This window comes from Ramlibacter algicola (genome assembly GCF_016641735.1).
GTDB classification, from domain to species: domain Bacteria; phylum Pseudomonadota; class Gammaproteobacteria; order Burkholderiales; family Burkholderiaceae_C; genus Ramlibacter; species Ramlibacter algicola.
The window spans coordinates 3,572,464-3,593,592 of record NZ_JAEDAO010000001.1 but is presented as its reverse complement, the minus strand read 5'-3'; the positions used below and the strand labels follow the sequence as shown (position 1 = coordinate 3,593,592).

Here is a 21,129-nt window from a genome sequence, read left to right as displayed (position 1 = left end):
TCTGCGTTGCGGAGTCCGGCCAGCCGCGCAGCGGCGCATCGGGGTACGCTCCCCTCGTGCAGCCCTTCAAGATCCCCGAGTCCGTCCTGGTCGTGATCCACACGCCTGCGCTCGAGGTCCTGCTCATCAATCGCACGGATGCACCCGGCTACTGGCAATCGGTCACGGGCGCCAAGGACAGCGCGGATGAGCCATTGGAAGCCACCGCGGTCCGCGAAGTGCGCGAGGAGACGGGGATCGACTGCCGTCCCGGCACGCCGTTGCACGCGGGACTCGCCGACTGGACCATCGAGAACGTCTACGACATCTACCCGCGCTGGCTGCACCGCTACGCGCCGGGCGTGACGCGCAACACCGAGCACGTGTTCGGCCTGTGCGTGCCTGCGGGCACCGAAGTGACGCTCGATCCACGCGAGCACACGGCGTTCCGGTGGCTGCCCTGGCGCGAGGCGGCGGACGCGTGCTTCTCGCCGAGCAACGCCGAAGCGATCCTGCTTTTGCCACAATTCGCGCGATGACCGTGCTGCGTGTCGCCACGTACAACATCCACAAGGGCGTGCAGGGGATCGGGCCGGCGCGGCGGCTGGAGATCCACAACATCGGGCACGCCGTCGAGCAGCTCGATGCCGACGTCGTGCTGCTGCAGGAAGTGCGCAAGCTGCACCGCCGCGAGGAACGCTACTTCACCCGCTGGCCCGAGCTGCCGCAGGCCGAATTCCTCTGCCCCGAGGGCTACTTCGCCGTGTACCAGACCAACGCGACCACGCGGCACGGCGAGCACGGCAACGCGCTGCTGTCGCGCTGGCCCGTGGTGTCGCAGGGCCACGAGGACATGTCCGACCACCGCTTCGAACAGCGCGGCCTGTTGCACGTGCAGGTGCGCGTCGGCCGGCGCGACGTGCACGTGATCGTGCTCCACCTGGGCCTCATCGCCGCCAGCCGCGTGCGGCAGGTGGAACAGCTGGGCCGCTACATCGAGCGCGAGGTGCCGCGCACGGCGCCGGTGCTGATCGGCGGCGACCTGAACGACTGGGGCGCGAAGCTGCGTCCCCAATTGAAGGCGCTCGGCTTCCTGGACCATGTGCAGCCGAAGGCCGCGACCTATCCCTCGCGCCTGCCGCTCGCGCAGCTGGACTTCGTCTATGCCCGCGGGCTCAAGCCGCTGGGCATCGAGATCCCGCGCGGTCGCGTGTGGGGCCAGATGTCCGACCACCTGCCCCTGGTGGCCTCGTTCCGGCTGTAGCCGATGGCGAACCCGATCCCTCCGCTGCGAACCGGGCACGGCCTTGCGCTGCTGGAGGGCAGCGGCGAGTACTTCCCGGCGCTGGTGGCGGCGATCGACGCCGCCCGGCGCGAGGCCTGGCTCGAAACCTACATCTTCGACTTCACCGGCAGCAGCGCGCAGGTCGCCGAGGCCCTCGAGCGCGCGGCGCGCCGCGGCCTCGACGTGCGTGTCGTGGTCGACGGCTTCGGCAGCGACCCGGTGCCGGACGACTGGCGCGATCGGCTGGTTGCCGCCGGCGTGCAGTGGCGCGTGTTCGCGCCGCCCGGCCGCTTCGGCCTGCTGCGCCTGCGTGGCTGGCGCCGCCTGCACCGCAAGCTGGTGCAGATCGACGGCGAGGTCGCGTTCTGCGGCGGCATCAACGTGCTGGACGACCTGCACGATCCCAACCACGGCGCGCTCGAGGCGCCGCGGCTCGATTTCGCGGTGCGCGTCACCGGCCCACTGGTGGCGGACGCGCGGCTCGCCATGCAGCAGCTGTGGTCCCGCATGCGCGCGTTCCAGGACTTGCGCCGCGGCGGCCTCCGCGACGCGATCACCGCCTTGCGCGAGCAGGTCGCGCGGCCGGGACGCCGTCGCACCGCGCGCGTCGGCCCGCCCGACATCACCAAGCGCGCCCGCGCGGCGCTCGCGCTGCGCGACAACCTGCGCCACCGAGCGAGCATCGAGCGCGCCTACCTGCGCGCGATCGGCCGCGCGCGCGAAGAGGTCGTCATCGCGAACGCGTACTTCGCGCCGGGCCACCGCATGCGGCGAGCCCTGGTCGAGGCGGCGAGCCGGGGCGTGCGCGTCGTGCTGCTGCTGCAGGGCCGCTACGAATACTTCCTGCAGTACTACGCGGCACGCCCGGTGTACGGCGCACTGCTGCGCGCCGGCGTCGCCATCCACGAGTACTCGCCCAGCTTCCTGCACGCGAAGGTCGCCGTGGTCGACGGGCGCTGGGCCACGGTCGGATCGTCGAACATCGACCCGCTGAGCCTGCTTCTGGCGCGCGAGGCCAACGTCGTCATCGAGGACGAGGACTTCGCCCAGCGCCTGCGCGAGCGCCTGCTGCTCGCCGTGGCGCAGGAGGGCGGCGCCATGGACGCGGCGCTGTATGCGCAGCGGCCCTGGCACGAGCGCCTGCGAGAAGGCGTCGCGCTGGCGCTCATGCGGCTGGCGCTCGTCGTGCACGGCAAGAGGACCTACTGGTGAGCGCGCCGGACGACCTCGTCGTGCAGCGGCCCGAGGGCCTGTACTGCCCGCCGGGCGACTTCTACATCGATCCCTGGCGGCCCGTGCCGCGCGCCGTCATCACGCACGCGCACGCCGACCACGCGCGCTACGGCCACGGCCACTACCTCGCCGCCGCGCCGGCCGAAGGCGTGCTGCGTTCGCGGCTCGGCGAGATCACGCTGCAGACGCTGCCCTACGGCGAGGCGCTGGAGCACCACGGCGTGCGCGTGTCGCTGCATCCCGCCGGCCACGTGCTCGGGTCGGCGCAGGTGCGCCTCGAACACCGCGGCCGCGTGTGGGTGGCCAGCGGCGACTACAAGGTGGCGCCCGACCCGACGTGCGACCCGTTCGAGCCGGTGCGCTGCGACGTGTTCATCACCGAATCCACGTTCGGGCTGCCGATCTACCGCTGGCGGCCCGATGCCGACCTGTTCGCGGAGATCAATGCCTGGTGGGCGCGCAACGTGGAGGCGGGCCGCGCCAGCGTGATCGGCTGCTACAGCTTCGGCAAGGCGCAACGCGTTCTCGCCGGTGTCGACCCGACCATCGGGCCGATCGTCGTGCACGGCGCGGTGCGGCCGCTCAACGAGGCGTATCGCGCGGCCGGCGTCGCGTTGCCCGAAACCCGCATGGTCACCGAGGTGCCCGATCGCGCCGACCTGCGGCGCGCGCTGGTGGTGTGCCCGCCCAGCGCCGTGGCGAGCACCTGGTTGCGCCGCTTCGGCGACTCGAGCACCGCTTTCGCGAGCGGCTGGATGCAGTTGCGCGGCGCGCGACGCCGCGGCGGCTACGACCGCGGCTTCGTCGTGAGCGACCACGCCGACTGGCCCGGGCTGCTGTCCGCGATCGGTGCCACCGGCGCGCAGCGCGTGATCGTCACGCACGGCAGCATCCCGGTGATGGTGCGCTACCTGCAGGAGCAAGGCCTGGAAGCCGAGGGCTTCGACACGGAGTACGGCGACGACGTCGTGGAAGCCGACGCCGCCCCCGAGCCCGCGGCATGAAGCAGTTCTCGCAACTCTTCACCGAGCTGGACGCGACGACTTCGACCAATGCGAAGGTGGATGCGCTGCAGCGATACTTCGCCGCCGCCAGTCCCGCGGATGCGGCCTGGGCCGTCTATTTCCTCGCCGGCGGCAAGCCGCGGCAGGTGATGAACATGGGCATCCTCGCGCAGCTCGCCTGCGAGGAGGCCGGCATCGAGCCCTGGCTGTTCGACGAGTGCTACCAGGCCGTGGGCGACCTTGCCGAGACCATCGCGCACGTGCTGCCGCGCGCTTCGGAGACCAGCAACGTGGGGCTTGCGAGCTGGGTCGAAGACCGCCTGCTGCCGCTGCGCGGCCTGCCGCCCGAGGAGATCGCGGAGCGCGTGCGCGCCTGGTGGCGCGAGCTCGACGACCAGGGCCGCTTCCTGCTGACGAAGCTGGTGGGCGGCGGCTTCCGCGTCGGCGTGAGCAAGCTGCTGGTGCAGCGCGCGCTGGCGGCGCACACCGGCATCGACGCCAAGCGCATCGCGCAGCGGATGATGGGCTACACCGACGGCAAGGTGATGCCGTCGGCGGAGCGCTATGCGGCGCTGGTGGTGCAGGTGGAGGAGGGCGCGGAGGCGGAGCGCGTCGACGAGGGCCAGCCCTATCCATTCTTCCTCGCGCACCAACTGGATGGCACGGCGGAAGCCTTCGCGCCGCGGCTCGGCCCGATCGCGGACTGGCAGGTCGAGTGGAAGTTCGACGGCATCCGCGGCCAGGTCGTCAAGCGCGGCGGCCGCGTGTGGGTGTGGTCGCGCGGCGAGGAACTGGTGACCGAGCGCTTCCCCGAGATCGTGGCGCTCGCGCAGCCGCTACCGGACGGCACCGTGCTGGACGGCGAGATCCTCGTCTGGTGCGAGCCCGGGGAGGGCGAGGAGACGCACCCTTTGCATCCCGCGCTGCGCGGCCGTCCGGCCCCGTTCGCGCTGCTGCAGCAGCGCATCGGGCGCAAGACGCTGGGCAGGAAGATCCTCGCCGACGCGCCCGTCACCTTCCTCGCCTACGACCTGCTGGAGCTGGAAGGCCGCGACCTGCGGGCGGTCACGCAGCGCGAACGCCGCGAGCGGCTGGAAGCGCTGCTCGCGGAGTCACGCATCCAGCTGTCGCCGGTCGAGACGGCGAGCTCCTGGCTGGACCTCGCCAGGCGCCGCGAGCGATCGCGCGAGCTCGGGGTCGAAGGCTTCATGCTCAAGCGGCTCGATGCGGCGTATGGCACCGGCCGCACCAAGGCCGACGGCCTGTGGTGGAAGTGGAAGATCGACCCGATGTCGGTCGACTGCGTGTTGATCTATGCGCAAGCCGGCCACGGGCGTCGCGCGTCGGTCTACACGGACTACACGTTCGCGGTGTGGAACCGGCGCCCCGGGAGCAAGGCCGAGGCCGACGCGGTGCTCGAAGCGATCGCCGGCAAGGAGCCGCCCGTGCCCGGGGCGCTGCAGCTGGTGCCGTTCGCCAAGGCGTACTCGGGCCTGACCGACGAGGAATTCCGGCAGGTCGATGCCTTGATCCGGCGGACGACGATCGAGAAGTTCGGGCCCGTGCGCAGCGTCAGGCCCTCGCTGGTGTTCGAGCTCGGGTTCGAGGGCATCAACCGCAGTTCGCGCCACCGCAGCGGCATTGCCGTGCGGTTCCCACGCATGCTGCGCATCCGGCACGACAAGCCGCTGCACGAGGCGGACACGCTGGCGGAGCTGGAACAGCTGCTGGGCGAGCGCTAGCTTCCCGTCCACCGTCGGGAACGCGGGCCATTCCCGCGGCGTCCATCCCGGTTCCACCCCCATTTGCTACGATCTCCCATGCTCATGAAAGCCGACCCGACCCCGCTGGCGCCCGCGGCCGATGAAGGCACGCCCGTGTCGGTCAAGATCCGCGAGCGGCTGCTGGCCGCCCGCCAGCGCTTCCACGCCAACGACAACATCGCCGACTACATCGAGCCGGGCGAGATGGAGGCCTTGCTGGACGAGGTCGAGCAGAAGATGCAGGGCGTGCTCGACAGCATGGTGATCGACACGGCCAGCGACCACAACACGGCCAACACCGCGCGCCGCGTCGCGAAGATGTACGTCAACGAGGTGTTCAAGGGCCGCTATTCGCGTGGTCCCAGCATCACAGAGTTCCCCAACGCCGAGCACCTGAACGAGCTGATGATCGTCGGCCCGATCACGGTGCGGTCGGCGTGCAGCCACCATTTCTGCCCCGTCATCGGCAAGCTGTGGATCGGCGTCATGCCCAACGAGCACACCAACGTGATCGGCCTGTCCAAGTACGCGCGGCTGGCCGACTGGGTGATGGGCCGCCCGCAGATCCAGGAAGAGGCCGTGGTGCAGCTGGCCGACCTCATCATGGAAAAGACGCAGCCCGATGGCCTGGCGCTCGTGATGGAAGCGAGCCACTATTGCATGGCCTGGCGCGGTGTGAAGGACATGGACAGCAAGATGATCAACTCGGTCATGCGCGGCGTGTTCCTGAAGGACCCCGCGCTGCGCCGCGAATTCCTCGCGCTGATCCCGAAGAGGAACGGATACTGACCATGCTGGTGCGCCTCCTCTACTGCAGCCGCGCCGTCGACAGCAGCCCCGCCGCCGTCGAGTCGATCCTGTCGCAGTCGCGGCAGCACAACCCGGCGACCGGCATCACGGGGATCCTCTGCTACGGCGGCGGCGTGTTCCTGCAGGCCATCGAGGGCGGGCGCATGCAGGTGTCGGACCTGTTCGGCCACATCCAGAAGGATGCGCGGCACAAGGACGTCGCGCTGCTGCACTACGAGGAGATCTTCGAGCGCCGCTTCGGCGGCTGGTCGATGGGGCAGGTGAACCTGGGCAAGGTCAACCACTCGATCCTGCTGAAGTACTCCGAGAAGGCCGAACTCGACCCGTACGCCGTCTCCGGCAAGGTGTCGCTCGCGCTGCTGGAGGACCTGATGGCCTCCGCGTCGATCTGCGGCCGGGCCTGAGCCCGCACGCTTCCGCCATGGCGACCACGGGCCGCTTGCACCGCACGCTGGCATGGGGTGACTGCGACCCCGCCGGCATCATCTACTACCCCACGTATTACCGCTGGATGGATGCGGCCACCTGGGCGCTCGTCGCGCAGGCCGGCTTTCCGGCGGCGCGCATGCGGGCCGAGCAATTCACGCTGCCGCTGGTCGACTCGCAATGCGAGTTCCTCAGCTCGCCCACCTTCGGCGACGAATGCGAGGTGCGCTCGCACGTCTCGCGCTGGGGCCGCAGCTCGTTCACCGTGAGCCACGAAGTGGTGCTGCCCGGCGAGGAGCGCCTGCTCGCGCGCGGCAGCGAGTCGCGCGTGTGGTGCCAGTACGAGTCCGGCCCGGGCAGCGCATTGCGCGGCGTGCGCATCCCCGACGAGGTGCGCACGGCGCTCGGCGCCCCGGCCCCGTGAGCGGGGACACGGCGCTCGTCGGCTGCGACTTCTCGAGCGCCCCTTCGAAGCGCAAGTCGATCGTGCTGGCCTTCGGCCGGCTGGTGCAGGACCGTGTCGTGCTCGATCGCCTCGAGCGGCTGCCGACGCTGCAGCAGTTCGGTGACTGGCTCGCTGCGCCCGGCCCGTGGATCGGTGGCTTCGACTTCCCGTTCGGCCTGCCGCGCGAGCTGGTCGAGGAGCTCGGCTGGCCCACCGACTGGCTGGCCTGCATCCGCCACTACTGCGCGATGCCGCGCGACGAGATCCGTGCGCGCTTCGCCGCGTTCTGCGACGCGCGACCGGCGGGGCAGAAGTTCGCACACCGCGCGTTCGACCGGCTGGCCGGCTCCAGCCCATCGATGAAGTGGGTCAACCCGCCGGTGGCGTGGATGCTGCACGCCGCATTGCCGCTGGTGCTGGAGGCAGGCGTCGACATTCCGGGCCTGCATGCAGGGGATCCCTCACGCGTGGCGCTCGAGGCGTACCCGGGCCTGCTCGCCCGCGAGCTCATCGGCCGTCGCAGCTACAAGAACGACGACCGCGCCAAGCACACGCCCGAGCGGCTGATCGCGCGCAAGGACATCGTCACGGCGCTCGAGGCCGGCACGTCCCGGCTGGGCCTGCGCCTCAAGCTCAGCCATGCGCAGCGCGACGCGCTGGCCGAGGACGCGAGCGGCGACGCGCTCGACGCGGTGCTGTGCCTGGTGCAGGCCGGCTGGGCTGCGCGCGAAGGCCCCCCGCGCTGGGGCCTGCCTGAAGCGCTGGACCCGCTCGAAGGCTGGATCGTCAGCGCCTGACCTAGGAGCCTGCGCGGCAGAGAGACGGGCTCGCGTTGGGCCGAGAAGGGGCCAGAGGCTAGGCGCGGGCGCGGGTCCAGCCTGGGTGGCTGGACCCGTGGCTGCAACGACGCATATGGCCCCTTATCGGCCCAACCCTTCGGGCCGTGACCAGAAACGCGCCATGCGTCGTTACGGACCTCCTTCTGTACGTCGAGTACAGCGCGTCGGCCGCGCCTAGCCTGACGCGTTTCTGGTCGCGGCGCGGGCCCGTCTCTCTGCCGCGCAGGCTCCCAGCACCAGCGGGCCATGGCTCCAAGGAGCCACCAGTCTCCTGCCCGACCGCACGCGCTCCTAGCATCTTCTGCATGCGCCGTTCGAGTCCCACGCCGGGGCCCATGCGCGAGGAGCAAGCCATGACCAACGAGCTGGATCACGTCGACATCGCGGTCCTGATCCCCTGCTACAACGAGGAAGTCGCCATCGGGCAGGTGGTGCGCGACTTTCGCCGGGCGCTGCCCGGTGCCCGCGTCTACGTCTACGACAACGCGTCGACCGACCGCACCGCCGAAGTGGCGGCCGCGGCCGGCGCGATCGTCGGCCAGGAGCCGTTCCCCGGCAAGGGGAACGTGATGCGGCGCATGTTCAGCGACGTCGAGGCCGACGTCTACGTGCTGGTCGACGGCGACGACACGTACGACGCGTCGGCCGCGCCCGCGCTGGTGCGCACGCTGCTCGATGGCCAGCTGGACATGGTCAACGGCGCGCGCGTCACGCAGATCAAGGAGGCGTACCGCTTCGGCCATCGCTTCGGCAACCGCCTGCTCACGGGCATCGTGCAGCAGATCTTCGGCAAGCAGTTCGGCGACATGCTGTCGGGCTACCGCGTGTTCTCGCGGCGCTTCGTCAAGTCGTTCCCCGCCACGTCGTCGGGCTTCGAGATCGAGACCGAGCTCACGGTGCATGCGCTGGAACTGCGCATGAAGACCGCCGAAGTGCCCACGCGCTACAAGGACCGTCCCGAGGGCTCCACGTCGAAGCTCAACACCATCCGGGACGGCCTGCGCATCCTGCGCATGATCGCGCTGCTGGTGAAGGAAGAGCGCCCGCTGGCGTTCTTCAGCTGCACCTTCCTCGCGCTGTCGCTGCTGTCGGTGGGGCTCGCCGCGCCCATCGTGCTGGAGTTCATGCGCACGGGCCTCGTGCCGCGGCTGCCGACCGCCGTGCTGTCGGTGGGCATCATGCTGGTGGCGTTCCTGTCGATGATGTGCGGCCTGATCCTGGACACCGTCACGCATTCGCGCCGCGAACTCAAGCGGCTCGCGTACCTCGACATCCCCGCGCCGGCCTGGCCCGAGAACGTCGGCCGCCGTGCCGGCACCCGCCTGCGCGTCGTCTCCGCGCCCGCGCAGATGGACATGGACCCGGACCGCACGCTGCCCGGGTTGCCGATCGCGATGTCCGAGGCGGGCTGACGCATGCAGCCGAAGTCCGGCGTCCTGTTCGACTGGTCCTTCCCGCGCATCGCGGCGCCGAGGCTGTCCGCGGTGGCCGGCCTGTGGATTCCCACGCTCGCCTTCGCGCTGTTCATGGCGAACCTGGCGCTGCACTACCCGGGCGTGATGAACAACGACTCGGTGCTGCAGCTGCGCCAGGCGACGACCGGCCAGTACGGCGACTGGCACCCGCCGATCATGGCGTGGCTGTGGTCCTGGCTGCTGCCCTTCGGTGAAGGTCCGGCGCCGCTGCTGCTGCTGCACCTGGCGCTGTACTGGGCCGGCTTCGGCCTGCTGGCCGAATCGCTGCGCCGCGCTGATCACCCGGTGCTCGCGGTCGCGATGGTGCTGGCCGGCGCCTTTCCGCCCTTTCTCTACGTCAATGCGCAGGTGGTCAAGGACGTCGGCATGGCCGTGGCCTGGCTGGCTGCGACCGGAGCCCTGTTCTTCTACCGCAGCCAGGCGCGCCCGGTGCCCTGGCCCGCGCGCATCGCCATCACGCTGCTGCTGTTCTACGGCACGATGGTCCGCACCAACGCGATCTTCGGCTTGGGCCCGCTGCTGCTGCTGGCGTTCGCACCCGCTTCGTGGATGCGCAGCGGCCGCCTCATGGTCTCCGCCGTGGTGGTCGCGGTGCTCGCGCTTCCCGCGAGCATGGTGCTGAACAAGGTGCTGTTCCACCCGACGCCGCAGCATGCGACGCAATCGCTGTTCCTCTACGACCTGATGGGGATCGCCGTCCACACGAACGACCCGTCGGTGCTGGAGCCGCGGGCGACCATCGCCGCGGCCGACCTGCGGTCCTGCTACAGCCCGTACTGGTGGGACAGCCTGAGCAGCTGGGGACGCTGCGCGGACCGCGTGCATCGCCCGAACCCCGACATGCAGACGCTGCCCGAAGGCCTCGAGGCGCAATGGGCGAAGACGATCGCCGCGCACCCGATCGCGTATGCCGAACACCGCCTGAAGCACTTCAACTCCGCGCTGCTGTTCGCGGTGCCGCTCAAGCACATCCGGCTGACGCCCGAGTACCGCACCGGCGATCCCGCGCATCCGCCGCTGGAAGTGGTGAGCGAGCGCGACGTGCACATGGACCTGCTGCGCAAGAACCCGTTCGTGTGGCCCGTCACCTGGCTCACCTGGTCCGCCTGCCTGCTGGTGCTGCTGCGGCGTGAACAGGCCGTGCCTTCCGTGCAACTCGCGCGCGTGCTGGCGGTGTCGGCCCTGGGCTACTCGGGGGCGTACCTGCTGATCGGCGTGGCCACCGACATGCGCTACCACTACTGGTCGCTGCTGGCCGCGCTCGTGGCCACCATCGTCGCCTTCCCGCACCTCGCGGCGATGCGCTCGCGTCCCCGGGGCCTCGTGACCAGCGCTGCGATCGTGGCGGGCGTCGTGGCCATCGGCATCGCGGCTCGCCTGCTCGACTGGCGGGTGTTCGTGTGATGACGCCGCTGCTGCGATTCGCGCTCGTGGGCACCGTCGGCTTCGCCGTCGACGGCGGCCTGCTGCAGGCGCTGGTGTGGGCCGGGTGGGGTCCGATCGCGGCCCGCCTCGTGTCGTTCCCCGCGGCGGTGGTCGCCACGTGGTGGCTCAATCGCCGCTTCACCTTCGCCGGCCGCGACGAGGGATCGGCGCTCGCGAGCCTGGTGCGCTACGTCGCCGTGAGCCTGGTGGGCACGAGCGTCAACTTCGGCATCTACACCGCCATGGTGCTCGGGTCCGTGGCGATGGCCGCGCGGCCCATCGTGCCGTTCGCGATCGCTTCGGTCGCCGCCCTGGTGTTCAACTACCTGGGCAGCAAGCACTTCGCCTTCAGGCCGGCTCGTCCGCGCGCATGAAGCGCCCGAAGGCGAGCAGCGCCTCGGCGTCGGTGCGATAGAGCCGCAGCAGCGGCCCTTCCTGCAGTTCGCCAGCGCGTTCCAGCACGCGCTCGACGGGCAACTTGACGCCGATCAGGTGCAGCATGACGCCGCGCGACTCCAGCAGCTTGCGCAGCGCGCGGAACACCTCGACGCCCGTCGCATCGACGCGGTTGATCGGCTGCGCGAAGAGGCACACGTGCTTCGTGTCCGGCTGGGCGGCCAGGTGTTCGACGACCGCCGTCTCCAGCGCGCTGGCCGAAGCGAAATCGAGTTCGGCGTCCATGCGCAGCGCGTAGGTCTGCGGCGCGATCGGCGCCAGCTTCCACAGGTGCCGGTCGCGCAGGCTGCCGTCGGGATGCAGGCCCACTTCGACGATGCGAGGATGCAGGCGCAGGTACAGGAAGTGCGCCAGCCCGAGCAGCACGCCCGCAAGCACGCCCCAGTAGATGCGCGGCGCGGACAGGATAGTGACGACGGCGGTAATGGCCGCCGTGACCGCCTCCACGCGGTCGACGCCCCACAGCACCTTGAACACGCGCGGCTTGAGCAGCCCCATGACCGCCGACACCACCACCGCGGACAGCGCGGCGCTCGGCACGTGGTACAGCGCCGGCGTCAGCGCCACCAGCACCAGCAGCACGATCAGGCTCGCGGCGACCGTCGCCCAGCCCGTCTTGGCGCCCGAGTACAGGGTGATGGCGGAACGCGAGAACGAGGTGCTGGTGGGGAAGCTGCCGGAGAAGGCGGACACCACCTTGCCCACGCCCTGGCCGACGAGGTCCTGGTTGGCGTCCCAGCGCTTGCCGTCGTGCTGGCTTTCGATCTTGGCGCTCGCGGCCATCTCCATCGAGCTCACCAGCGCGATCACGAGGGCCGGCGGCACCAGCGTGCGCAGCTGGTCCCAGTCCGGCAGTGCGGGCCAGTAGAACGAGGGCAGGCCGGCCGGCAGCGCGCCGACGACGCTGCCGCGGCTCGCGTAGCCGGTGAGGAAGGAGATCACCGCCGTCGCTGCGAGCACGATCAGCACCGTCGGGCCGCGCGGCCAGAACCGCTTGCCCAGGTCGAACAGCACCACGCACGCGACACCGTACGCCAGCCCTTCCATCTCGAAGCGGGGCTGGTGCAGCAGGCTGGACAAGGGTCCTTGCAACCCGAGCAGGTGCGGCAATTGCGACGCGATGATCAGCACCGCCGCCGCCTGGCTGAAGCCCGCCAGCACCGGCGAGCTCACGAGGTTCAGCGTCCAGGCAGAGCGGGTGAGGCCGACCGCCAGTTGCGCGGCGCCGGCCAGCAGCGCCAACCAGACCGCCAGCGCGATCCACTGCGCGCTGCCCGGCTCGGCCATGCCGATCATCGACGCGCCGACCAGCACGCTCGACAGCGCGGAGGGGCCGACGGACAACCGGGTCGAAGCCGAGAACAGCACCGCGGCCAGCATCGGCAGGAAGGTGGCGTACAGGCCGGTGACGAGGGGCATGCCGGCCAGCTGCGCGTACGCGACCGACTGCGGGATCATGACGACGGCGACGGTCATCGCCGCAATGACTTCGCCGCGGAGCAGGGCGGCATCGGGACGGGGCCAGCGCAGGAACGGCAGCCAGCGCGAAAGTGAAACCATGGGCGCCGAGCTTACGCGACGCTAGGAGCCTGCGCGGCAGAAAGACGGGCCCGCGCCGCGACCAGAAACGCGTCAGGCTAGGCGCGGTCCGACGCGCTGTACTCGATGTACAGAAGGAGGCTGTAACGACGCATGACGCGTTTCTGGTCACGGCCCGAAGGGTTGGGCCGATAAGGGGCCAGATGCGTCGTTGCGGCCACGGGTCCAGCCGGCCAGGCTGGACCCGCGCCCGCGCCTAGCCTCTGGCCCCTTCTCGGCCCAACGCGGACCCGTCTTTCTGCCGCGCAGGCTCCCAGCCCGGCGGCGACAATGCCGGCCGGCATGGACCGCACCGAGCCCTCGCAGGAAACCGCCGCGCGCTGGATGGCCGGGCGGGGCTGGGCGCCGTTCCAGTTCCAGCAGGAAGTCTGGGCCGCGATCGCCGGCGGCCGCAGTGGCCTGCTGCACGCGACCACCGGCTCGGGCAAGACCTACGCGGTCTGGCTCGGCTTGCTGCAGCGCCTGCTCGCGCAGCGACAGCCGGGCCGCGGCGCCGAGCCGCTGCGGCTTCTGTGGCTGACGCCGATGCGCGCGCTGGCCGCCGACACGACGCGCGCGTTGCGTGAGCCCCTGGCGGACCTCGCGCCGACCTGGACGATCGGCCAGCGCACCGGCGACACCGACAGCGCCGAGCGTGCACGGCAAGACCGTCGCCTGCCCACCGTGCTGGTCACGACCCCCGAGTCGCTCAGCCTCATGCTCACGCGCGAGTCCGCGGTGGAGCAACTGGCCGGCGTCGACGGCGTGGTGGTCGACGAATGGCACGAACTGCTGGGGAGCAAGCGCGGCGTGCAGGTGCAGCTGGCGCTGGCGCGGATGCGGCGCCTGAACCCGGCGCTGGTCTCCTGGGGACTGAGTGCGACCTTGGGCAACCTCGAGGAAGCGATGGCGGTCCTGTGTGGCGTGGATGCGCAGCCCGCGCCGGCGCTGGTGCGCGGCCGCATCGACAAGCAGTTGCTGATCGACACGCTGATCCCGCCCGATCCCGGCAAGTACACCTGGGCCGGCCACCTGGGCAAGGGCATGCAGGTGCCGGTGGTGGAGGAGATCGAGAAGGCCTCGACGACGCTGGTGTTCACCAACGTGCGCTCGCAGGCGGAGATCTGGTACCAGCTGCTGCTGGAGGCGCGGCCCGAGTGGGCAGGGCAGATCGCGCTGCACCACGGATCGCTGGACCGCGGCACGCGCGAGTGGGTCGAGCTCGGCTTGAAGGAGGGCACGCTGAAGGCGGTGGTCGCGACGTCGTCGCTGGATCTCGGTGTCGACTTCCTGCCGGTGGAGCGCGTGCTGCAGATTGGGTCCGCCAAGGGCGTCGCCCGCATCCTGCAACGCGCCGGGCGCAGCGGCCACGCGCCGGGGCGGGCCAGCCGGCTCACGCTGGTCCCCACCAACACGCTGGAGATCGTCGAGGCAGCCGCAGCACGTGTCGCAGCGCTGGAAGGCCGCGTCGAACGGCGGGAAGCGCCAGCGAAGCCGCTCGACGTGCTGGTGCAGCACCTGGTGACGATCGCACTGGGGGGCGGTTTCGACGCCGGCGAGCTGTACGAGGAGGTGCGCAGCGCCTGGTCGTACCGCGCGCTCACGCGGGCCGAATTCGACTGGGCGCTGGTGTTCTGCGAACGTGGCGGCGAGAGCCTGTCGGCCTACCCGGAATACCACCGCATCGCGCAGGACGAGCACGGCCGCTGGCACGTGCCGGACCGCGGCATCGCGCGCCGCCATCGCCTGTCCGTCGGCACGATCGTCAGCGACGCCTCGATGCAGGTGAAGTGGTTGAGCGGCGGCTCGCTGGGCACGATCGAGGAGGGCTTCATCGCGCGGCTGCGCAAGGGCGACCACTTCTACTTCGCGGGCCGGCTGCTGGAATTCGTCCGCGTGCAGGAGATGGCGGCGTACGTGCGCAAGGCAACCGGCAAGAAGGGCACGGTGCCGACCTGGCAGGGCAGCAAGATGGCGCTCACGACCGAGCTGGGCGATGCGGTGCTGGAGATGATGCTGACGGCATCGCGCGGCGAGTACCCGCATCCCGAACTGCGCGCCGCGCGGCCGATGCTGGAGACGCAGGCGCGGCTGTCGCGCATCCCGACACCCGGCATGGTGCTGCTGGAAACCTACCGCTCGCGCGAGGGGCAGCACCTGTACGTTCACCCGTTCGCGGGCCGCCACGTGCACCTGGGCCTGGCGAGCCTGCTCGCGTGGCGCCTGGCGCGCGAACGGCCGAACACCTTCAGCCTGTCCGTCAACGACTACGGCTTCGAACTGGTGAGCGCGGAGCCGTTCGACCTCGGCCCGGTGCTCGACCGCAGCGTGTTCGCGGTCGGGGACCTGCTGCACGACGTGCTCGCGTCGCTCAACTCGACCGAACTCGCGCAGCGCCGCTTCCGCGAGATCGCGCGCGTCGCCGGCCTCGTGTTCAGCGGCTATCCCGGCCAGCCCAAGAGCCTGCGCCAGTTGCAGGCGTCCAGCGGGCTGTTCTACGAGGTCTTTCGCAAGTACGACAGCGGCAACCTGCTGCTGTCGCAGGCCGAGCAGGAAGTGCTCAGCCAGGAACTGGAACTGTCGCGCCTGCGCGCGACGCTCGAGCGCATCGGCGCGCGCGAGCTGGTGCTGGCCGAGTTGCGGCATCCCAGCCCCATGAGCCTGCCGCTGATGGTCGAGCGCTTCCGCGAGCAGCTGACCACCGAGCAACTGTCGACGCGGCTCGACCGCATCCTGCGCGACATGGAGCGCGATGCCCCGCGGCAGGGCTAGGCGAGCGTTCCTACACCCGCTTGCGGCCCTCGCCGCGGGCGGCTGCCGGCCGCGCTGCCTAGAGTGGTTCCATGCGGGCGTGCGCGCCCGCGCGAGCTGAAAGGAATCCCATGAAGAGCACCCTCGTCCTCGCCGTCGCGACGGCGGCGCTGCTGGCCGCCTGCGGCCAGCGCAGCGAACAGACCGCCGATGCGCGCAATGCCGGCGCCTCCACGCGCGCCGTGCCGGCGGACAAGGCCGCGTCCGCGTCCACCGCACCGGCGGACGACCGTGTGATGGGCGCGCCCGCCGCGCCGAAGCCGGCCCTCGGCGACAAGACCGACGACGGCAAGATCACCAGCCTGGTGATGGCAGGGTTGAAGGCGGACAGGGAACTCAACCCGCTGCGCATCGACGTCGACACGCAGGGCGGCGTGGTGACGCTCAGCGGCGCGGTGCCGACCGCCGCCGCCAAGGCGCGCGCGTCCGAGATCGCGCACAACGTCAAGGACGTGAAGTCGGTGAACAACCAGCTGACGCTGGCAAGCAGCTAGGGGCCCGCCCAGGCTCCTGGCGTCAGGTCGACGGCGCGACGGCGGGCTCGCGGTCCTGCATCGCCTGGCCGTCGTCGTCGGCCTTTGGCGCCCGCCCGCGCGGTGCGTGGATCACGTCGTGCACGAAGCGCAGCTTCTCCAGCGCCGGCACCGACAGCGCGAACGGGTACGCATCGCCCTGGCCGAGACTGCGGTTCAGGCTGTTGACCAGCAGCGTGACCGGGACCCAGTGCTCGACCAGCTTGTCGAAGTCGGGCTCGGGCGTCTCGAACGGGTCGTCGACCTCGTCGCTGCCCGCACCGGGCACCTCGACGCGCGTGTTGTACGAAGCGGCCGTCTCCAGCAGGTCCACCATGTGCAGGTAGTGGGCCCAGGTCTCGGCCCAGTCCTCCCACGGGTGCGAGGTCGCGTACGCGCTGACGAAACGGTCCTGCCAGCCCGCCGGCTGGCCGCCGGACGCGTAGTGGTTCTGCAGCGCCTGGCCGTAGTCGATCGATTCGTCGCCGAAGATGCGGCGGAACTCGTCGACGCGGCCTTCCTCGTCGATCAGGCGGTCCCAGTAGAAGTGGCCGGACTCGTGGCGCAGGTGGCCGATCAGCGTGCGATAGGGTTCGTGCAGTTCGACGCGGCGCTTCACGCGCTCGGCGTCGTCGGCCTCGATGACGTTCAGCGTGATCACGCCATGGGCGTGGCCGGTCATCACCGGGTTGCCCGGCGTGTCGGCGAGGAATTCGAATACCGGCCCGTCGCTCTGGCCGTTGGGCGGCGTTCGTTCGACCAGGCCCAGCCGGGCGAGCGTGTACCAGAGGCGGCGCTTGGCCATCTCGATCTGGAACCAGCGATCCACGTTCCCTGCCACCGACAGGTCCGGCAGGACCCGGGTCTCGCGGCACGAGGCGCAGTAGCCGTTCGGGTCGTCCGCCATGACGGCGAAGTTGCAGGCCTGGTGCTCGACGTTGTTGCGGCAGAGGCGGTAGCGCGGCGCGTCGCCCTGGCGGCCACGCGCGGTGCGGCGCTGCCAGCTGCCGTCCTGGCCGGCGGGCTCGATCGCGCACAGCGCGAGGCGGTCGGGCAGGAACGCGAGGTCGCTGCCGCATTGCAGGCATCGCACGTTCTCGAAGAAGAGCGGATGGCCGCAGTGGTCGCAGCGGAAGGTTTTCATCGGGGAAGTGGGCCGCGCCCGGCGGCGCTGCCGCCGGGCGAGGGAAGGGGGCCGGTGGGACTCAGGGGCGGACGGCGATGTCGTTCTTGACCGAACGCACGCCCTTGGTGTTGCGGGCCAGGTACTCGGCCTGCGCCTTCTCGGCATTCGACTTGGCGAAGCCCGAGAGCTGCACGGTGCCCTTGAGCGTCTCGACCTTGATCGCCGCGGCGTCGACGGTCTTGTCCTCCACGAACTTGGCCTTGACGGCAGTCGTGATGGAGGTGTCGTCGACGTAGGCGCCGGCGGTTTCCTGGCCGCGCACCACCGCGCAACCGGTGCCGGCCAGCGTGGCGCCGGCGAGGGCCGCGATGGCCAGGGCGCGAGCGTACTTGTTCATCATCTTCTCCTTGCGATCCATGTGACAGAAGTGCGGATTCCCTTGAAGCCCACGCCCGGCCGCACCAACCGCCCGGGGCTCTCCCTCATTCGCTCACGGGCGGATCGTCGGCCGGGTTCTGCGACGACGACATCGCCGACATGACCAGCCCCGCCACCTGCGGCGATTTCACCAGGGCGACCAGCACGCCGGTCACCGAGATGAGCTTCCAGGGGCGCAGCATGAACAGGCCTGCACCCGCCAACGCCGACAGCCCGAGGTACTGCAACGGCTTGCGGCGCGCGTACGACGCGAGCGCCGGCCGCGCGATGTCCAATGCGACGTGCGCCGGGTGGTAGCGCCACCAGGCCTCGACGACGTCGCGCCCCTTGTCCAACCAGCCGGCCTGGTGGCGCCCACCGCTCTCGCGGGCGCGCGGACCCTCGCCGGCCTTGGCCGCCTCGACCTGCTGCTCCTGGACTTCGCGCCGCCGTTCCTTGCGGTGCATGTGCTCCAGGATGGCCAGGCGGGAACGGTCCAGGCGATCGCTCCCCTCGCTCACGGGCGGCCTCCCAGCGTGCGCAGGGCCTGCGCGTCCGCTTCGAGCTGCGCCCGCAGTTCCGCGAAGGCCTGCCCGGGCGTGCGCTTGCGCGCCATCGCGAAGGCGATGCCCGCCCCCACCAGCGGCACCAGCGGCACGACGACCAGGGTCCAGTGGAATCCCGCGACCGCCCCCAGCATCACGGCGATGCCGGTGAACAGCAGGAACACGAGCGCGCACATCGCGCAGGCGGCCCACGCCGCCGCGCGCCGCGTCACGTCCGCCCCGGCCGTGGTGGCTTCCTCCTTCACGAGGGCGGCGTAGCCGGCCACATGCTCCATGACCAGATCGGGCTTGCTGACAAGCACCGAAAAGATCGGGTGGACGATGCTCATGGGACGATCCCTCGCGATCAGTAGTAGTAGCGGTCGCGGCGGCTGCGCATGAGGAGCACGGCCGCTGCGACGACGGCGCCGACCGCGGCAGCGATCAGTGCGGCCTTGATCGGCTCCTCCGAGACGTAGCGCGTGGTCGCGCCGGCATAGCGCCCCAGGCGCTGCTGGGCGGCACCGGCGGTGTCGCCCATGACGTCCATGCTGCGGCTGGCGATGTCCTGCATGCTGCTGCGCACGTCGCGCATCTTGTCGAGCGCGCTGTCGGTGATGGAGCTCGCCGAATCCTGCGCGCGGGTCCTGCTGATGATGGCCATGGTCTGTGATCCTTCCTCGGGTTGCGTGCGTGGCCGGCGCCGCGGCCGCAGCGTCACTTGCCTTGCACGGACTCGAGGAGTGTGCGGGGCCGCCGCTGGGCTGGCTGATCAGCCCCGGGCGTGACCGGCTGTCGGTGCGGGAGGCGGGGCGGCGTAGGAGTGCGCCGACAGCCCGGCGGGCGTCACGCCTGCGCGGCGCGCAGGGGCAGCGACGCGGTCACGCGCGTGCCGCGGCCCGGGGCCGAGTCGATCGCGAACCGGCCGCCGGCGGCCTCGATACGGTGCCGGATCGCGGCCAATCCGTGTCCCGCGGTCGTGCCGCCAATGGAATCGAACCCCGCGCCGTCGTCCTGCACCGTGGCCTGCGCCGCGCCGTCTTGCGGCACGAGCGCGATCTGCACATGTTGCGCCTGCGCATGCCGGGCCACGTTGGCGAGCGATTCCTGCATGACGCGGTAGATCGTCAGCTGGTGCGCTTCGTCCACGTCCACCGGTTCGAATCGCGTCGTGACCTCCACGCCCGAGCGCTCCGCGAATTCGCGCGCGAGGATCTCCAGCGAGGGTGTGAGGCCCAGGTTCGAGAGCGAGGAGGGCCGCAGGTCCTCGATGATGCGGCGCTTCAGCGCGATGCCGCTGTTCAGGGTGTCGGCCAGATGCTGCAGGCGTTGCGCGATCTCGGGCGCTTCGTTCCCGAGCCTGGACTTCATGCGTGCCACATCGAGCTTGGCCGCCGTGAGCAGCGCGCCGAGTTCGTCGTGCAGTTCGCGCGCCAGGTGCGCGCGCTCGGCCTCGCGTTCCTGCTGCAGGTGCGTCGCGAGGTCCGCCAGGCTCGCGTTGCGATCGCGGGCCTCCGGGCCGACGGGCTCACTCGCGCCACGCGCATCCGGGGAATGGCGCGAGGCTGCCCGGCGCAGCGACCACCACGCCGCGAGCAGCAGCAGCGCCGCCACCACCATGCCGATTCGCGACAGCCGCATCGCATCGCGCACCCGCGCCTGGCTCGCGTCGATGCGGGCAGCGGTCGCCGCATCCAGCTTCGACACCTGCGCCCGGATGGCGTCCGTGGTGTCCTGCCCGAGATCGGTGAGCACGACCGACTGGGCCGCGTCCTCGCCGGCCTGGCGGCGCATGCGCACGGTGCGGTCCATGTCCACGAGCTGGCGCTGGACGTCGCGCGCGAGCGCATCCACGCCAAGCTCATCCGTGCGGGCCAGGGCGCGCCGAAGTTCCGCGAGGACATGGCCCACCTGGGCTACCGCGGCGTCGTACGGTTGCAGGTAGCGAGGGTCGCCGGTCAGGAGAAATGCGCGCTGCGCGGACTGCGCGTCGAGCACCTGCTGCTGCAGCTGCTGCAAGGACGACCGTGCCTCGGACTGCCGCGCCATCTCGCGCAATGCAGCGGACGAGCTAGCGTGCCCGGCCTCGTTGGCGCCCACCAGGACGCAGGCCGCCAGCAGCGCCAGCAACAGGCCGGCGATGGACTGGCGCGATGAGCCCGGCAGTTGGAATCTCACCCGCAACGCCCCCCAATGGCCCCGAAAAGCTGAATAATCATGGCTGAAGGGTAGGCCATTTGCTTCGCGTCTTGGGCCACAATGGGCCGAGCGCGGGGCGCTGGAAAGAGTACAGACATGATCAAAGTCGGCATTGTGGATGACCATGCCATCGTGCGTTCGGGGTTGAAGCAGTTCTTCTCCGAACAGGTCGACCTGCGCGTCGTCGGGGAGGCAGCCAGTGGCCGCGAGGCCATCGACCTGGTGCGCACCACCGAGCTCGACGTGCTGGTGATGGACCTGTCGATGCCGGGGCAGAGCGGTATCGATGCGCTGGGCATGATCCGGGCCAAGGCGCCGGACGTCGGCATCCTGATCCTCTCGGGCTACCCGGAGGAGCACTACGCGATGAACCTGATCCGCCAGGGCGCGAGCGGCTACCTCAACAAGGAATGCGAGCCGATGGAGATCGTCAACGCGATCCGCACCATCGCGCTGGGCCGCCGCACCATCGCGCTGGGCCGCCGCTACATCTCGCCCGCGGTCGCCGAACTGCTCGCGTCGCAGCTCAATCGCAAGGAAGGCGGCGCGCCGCACGAGCAGCTGTCCGAACGCGAGTTCCAGGTGTTCCTCAAGCTCGCGAAGGGCGAGACGGCCGGCGACATCGCCAAGGCCCTGTCGCTGTCGGTGAAGACGGTGAGCACGTACCGCACGCGGCTGATGGAGAAGATGAACCTCGCCTCCAACAGCGACCTCACCTACTACGCGCTGAAGAACAAGTTGATCGACTGATCGCACGCGATCCAGGCCACGGGCCCCCGCCAGCGATGCTGCCGGGGGCTC

The 21,129-nt window shown here is 70.6% G+C and carries 22 protein-coding genes; 15 read left to right on the top strand and 7 right to left on the bottom strand.

What is annotated here, in order from left to right; translation table 11 throughout:
- Nucleotides 1-56: 56 nt before the first annotated feature.
- The 12 genes from nudB to I8E28_RS17590 all read left to right on the top strand — a co-directional run bounded on the left by nudB (nt 57) and on the right by I8E28_RS17590 (nt 11,058).
- Nucleotides 57-518 (top strand): dihydroneopterin triphosphate diphosphatase, encoded by a 462-nt coding sequence (gene nudB / locus I8E28_RS17645; protein WP_200789517.1) that lies wholly within the window; start codon nt 57-59, stop codon nt 516-518.
- On the top strand, nt 515-1,243 hold the full coding sequence (locus I8E28_RS17640) for an endonuclease/exonuclease/phosphatase family protein (protein ID WP_200789515.1): 729 nt from the start codon (nt 515-517) through the stop codon (nt 1,241-1,243). Before nudB ends, I8E28_RS17640 begins: the two co-directional genes overlap by 4 nt.
- Before the next feature lie 3 nt (nt 1,244-1,246).
- A complete protein-coding gene (gene clsB / locus I8E28_RS17635) occupies nt 1,247-2,476 on the top strand; it encodes a cardiolipin synthase ClsB (RefSeq protein WP_200789513.1) in 1,230 nt (409 codons plus the stop codon).
- Complete coding sequence (locus I8E28_RS17630; RefSeq protein WP_200790441.1) at nt 2,470-3,501, top strand: ligase-associated DNA damage response exonuclease; 1,032 nt, start codon at nt 2,470-2,472, stop codon at nt 3,499-3,501. Before clsB ends, I8E28_RS17630 begins: the two co-directional genes overlap by 7 nt.
- Nucleotides 3,498-5,243, top strand: a complete 1,746-nt coding sequence (locus I8E28_RS17625) for an ATP-dependent DNA ligase (protein WP_200789511.1) — start codon at nt 3,498-3,500, stop codon at nt 5,241-5,243. The genes I8E28_RS17630 and I8E28_RS17625 overlap by 4 nt, the downstream gene beginning before the upstream one ends.
- A 78-nt stretch (nt 5,244-5,321) precedes the next feature.
- On the top strand, nt 5,322-6,053 hold the full coding sequence (gene folE / locus I8E28_RS17620; RefSeq protein ID WP_200789509.1) for a GTP cyclohydrolase I: 732 nt from the start codon (nt 5,322-5,324) through the stop codon (nt 6,051-6,053).
- Between the two features lie 2 nt (nt 6,054-6,055).
- Complete coding sequence (locus tag I8E28_RS17615; protein ID WP_200789507.1) at nt 6,056-6,478, top strand: BLUF domain-containing protein; 423 nt, start codon at nt 6,056-6,058, stop codon at nt 6,476-6,478.
- Nucleotides 6,479-6,495: 17 nt separating this feature from the next.
- Nucleotides 6,496-6,924 (top strand): acyl-CoA thioesterase, encoded by a 429-nt coding sequence (locus I8E28_RS17610; protein ID WP_200789505.1) that lies wholly within the window; start codon nt 6,496-6,498, stop codon nt 6,922-6,924.
- The gene (locus I8E28_RS17605) at nt 6,921-7,742 is read left to right on the top strand and encodes a DUF429 domain-containing protein (protein WP_200789502.1); all 822 of its coding nucleotides are present in this window, start codon (nt 6,921-6,923) and stop codon (nt 7,740-7,742) included. The genes I8E28_RS17610 and I8E28_RS17605 overlap by 4 nt, the downstream gene beginning before the upstream one ends.
- A 395-nt stretch (nt 7,743-8,137) precedes the next feature.
- Entirely contained in the window at nt 8,138-9,196 is a 1,059-nt protein-coding gene (locus I8E28_RS17600) for a glycosyltransferase family 2 protein (RefSeq protein ID WP_200789499.1), read from the top strand.
- 3 nt (nt 9,197-9,199) lie between these two features.
- The gene (locus tag I8E28_RS17595; RefSeq protein ID WP_200789496.1) at nt 9,200-10,663 is read left to right on the top strand and encodes a hypothetical protein; all 1,464 of its coding nucleotides are present in this window, start codon (nt 9,200-9,202) and stop codon (nt 10,661-10,663) included.
- Nucleotides 10,663-11,058, top strand: a complete 396-nt coding sequence (locus I8E28_RS17590; RefSeq protein ID WP_200789493.1) for a GtrA family protein — start codon at nt 10,663-10,665, stop codon at nt 11,056-11,058. Before I8E28_RS17595 ends, I8E28_RS17590 begins: the two co-directional genes overlap by 1 nt.
- Here the strand turns inward: I8E28_RS17590 and I8E28_RS17585 are convergent.
- Complete coding sequence (locus I8E28_RS17585; protein WP_200789490.1) at nt 11,033-12,700, bottom strand: SulP family inorganic anion transporter; 1,668 nt, start codon at nt 12,698-12,700, stop codon at nt 11,033-11,035. The two genes, I8E28_RS17590 and I8E28_RS17585, sit on opposite strands and share 26 nt — an antisense overlap.
- Nucleotides 12,701-13,021: 321 nt before the next feature.
- Between I8E28_RS17585 and I8E28_RS17580 the strand changes: the two genes are divergently transcribed.
- Both I8E28_RS17580 and I8E28_RS17575 read left to right on the top strand, forming a co-directional pair.
- Nucleotides 13,022-15,490: a ligase-associated DNA damage response DEXH box helicase gene (locus tag I8E28_RS17580; RefSeq protein ID WP_239027264.1), complete on the top strand. Its 2,469-nt coding sequence runs from the start codon at nt 13,022-13,024 to the stop codon at nt 15,488-15,490.
- Nucleotides 15,491-15,600: 110 nt separating this feature from the next.
- Entirely contained in the window at nt 15,601-16,023 is a 423-nt protein-coding gene (locus I8E28_RS17575; protein ID WP_200789484.1) for a BON domain-containing protein, read from the top strand.
- Nucleotides 16,024-16,045: 22 nt separating this feature from the next.
- Here I8E28_RS17575 and I8E28_RS17570 read toward each other — a convergent pair whose 3' ends face one another.
- The 6 genes from I8E28_RS17570 to I8E28_RS17545 form a co-directional block, all read right to left on the bottom strand.
- Nucleotides 16,046-17,185 carry a zinc-binding metallopeptidase family protein gene (locus I8E28_RS17570; protein WP_200789481.1) on the bottom strand — a complete coding sequence of 380 codons (1,140 nt, stop codon included), beginning with the start codon at nt 17,183-17,185 and terminating at the stop codon, nt 16,046-16,048.
- Between the two features lie 61 nt (nt 17,186-17,246).
- The gene (locus I8E28_RS17565; protein WP_200789478.1) at nt 17,247-17,564 is read right to left on the bottom strand and encodes a BON domain-containing protein; all 318 of its coding nucleotides are present in this window, start codon (nt 17,562-17,564) and stop codon (nt 17,247-17,249) included.
- Between the two features lie 85 nt (nt 17,565-17,649).
- Complete coding sequence (locus I8E28_RS17560; protein ID WP_200789475.1) at nt 17,650-18,105, bottom strand: hypothetical protein; 456 nt, start codon at nt 18,103-18,105, stop codon at nt 17,650-17,652.
- Nucleotides 18,102-18,479 carry a phage holin family protein gene (locus I8E28_RS17555; RefSeq protein WP_207794026.1) on the bottom strand — a complete coding sequence of 126 codons (378 nt, stop codon included), beginning with the start codon at nt 18,477-18,479 and terminating at the stop codon, nt 18,102-18,104. The genes I8E28_RS17560 and I8E28_RS17555 overlap by 4 nt, the downstream gene beginning before the upstream one ends.
- Before the next feature lie 17 nt (nt 18,480-18,496).
- Nucleotides 18,497-18,793: a hypothetical protein gene (locus I8E28_RS17550; RefSeq protein ID WP_200789472.1), complete on the bottom strand. Its 297-nt coding sequence runs from the start codon at nt 18,791-18,793 to the stop codon at nt 18,497-18,499.
- Nucleotides 18,794-18,975: 182 nt separating this feature from the next.
- Nucleotides 18,976-20,454 (bottom strand): CHASE3 domain-containing protein, encoded by a 1,479-nt coding sequence (locus I8E28_RS17545; protein ID WP_200789469.1) that lies wholly within the window; start codon nt 20,452-20,454, stop codon nt 18,976-18,978.
- On the opposite strand from I8E28_RS17545, the gene I8E28_RS17540 reads away from it, so the two are divergent.
- Nucleotides 20,425-21,078 carry a response regulator gene (locus tag I8E28_RS17540; RefSeq protein ID WP_200789466.1) on the top strand — a complete coding sequence of 218 codons (654 nt, stop codon included), beginning with the start codon at nt 20,425-20,427 and terminating at the stop codon, nt 21,076-21,078. The genes I8E28_RS17545 and I8E28_RS17540 overlap by 30 nt on opposite strands.
- Nucleotides 21,079-21,129 lie beyond the last annotated feature (51 nt).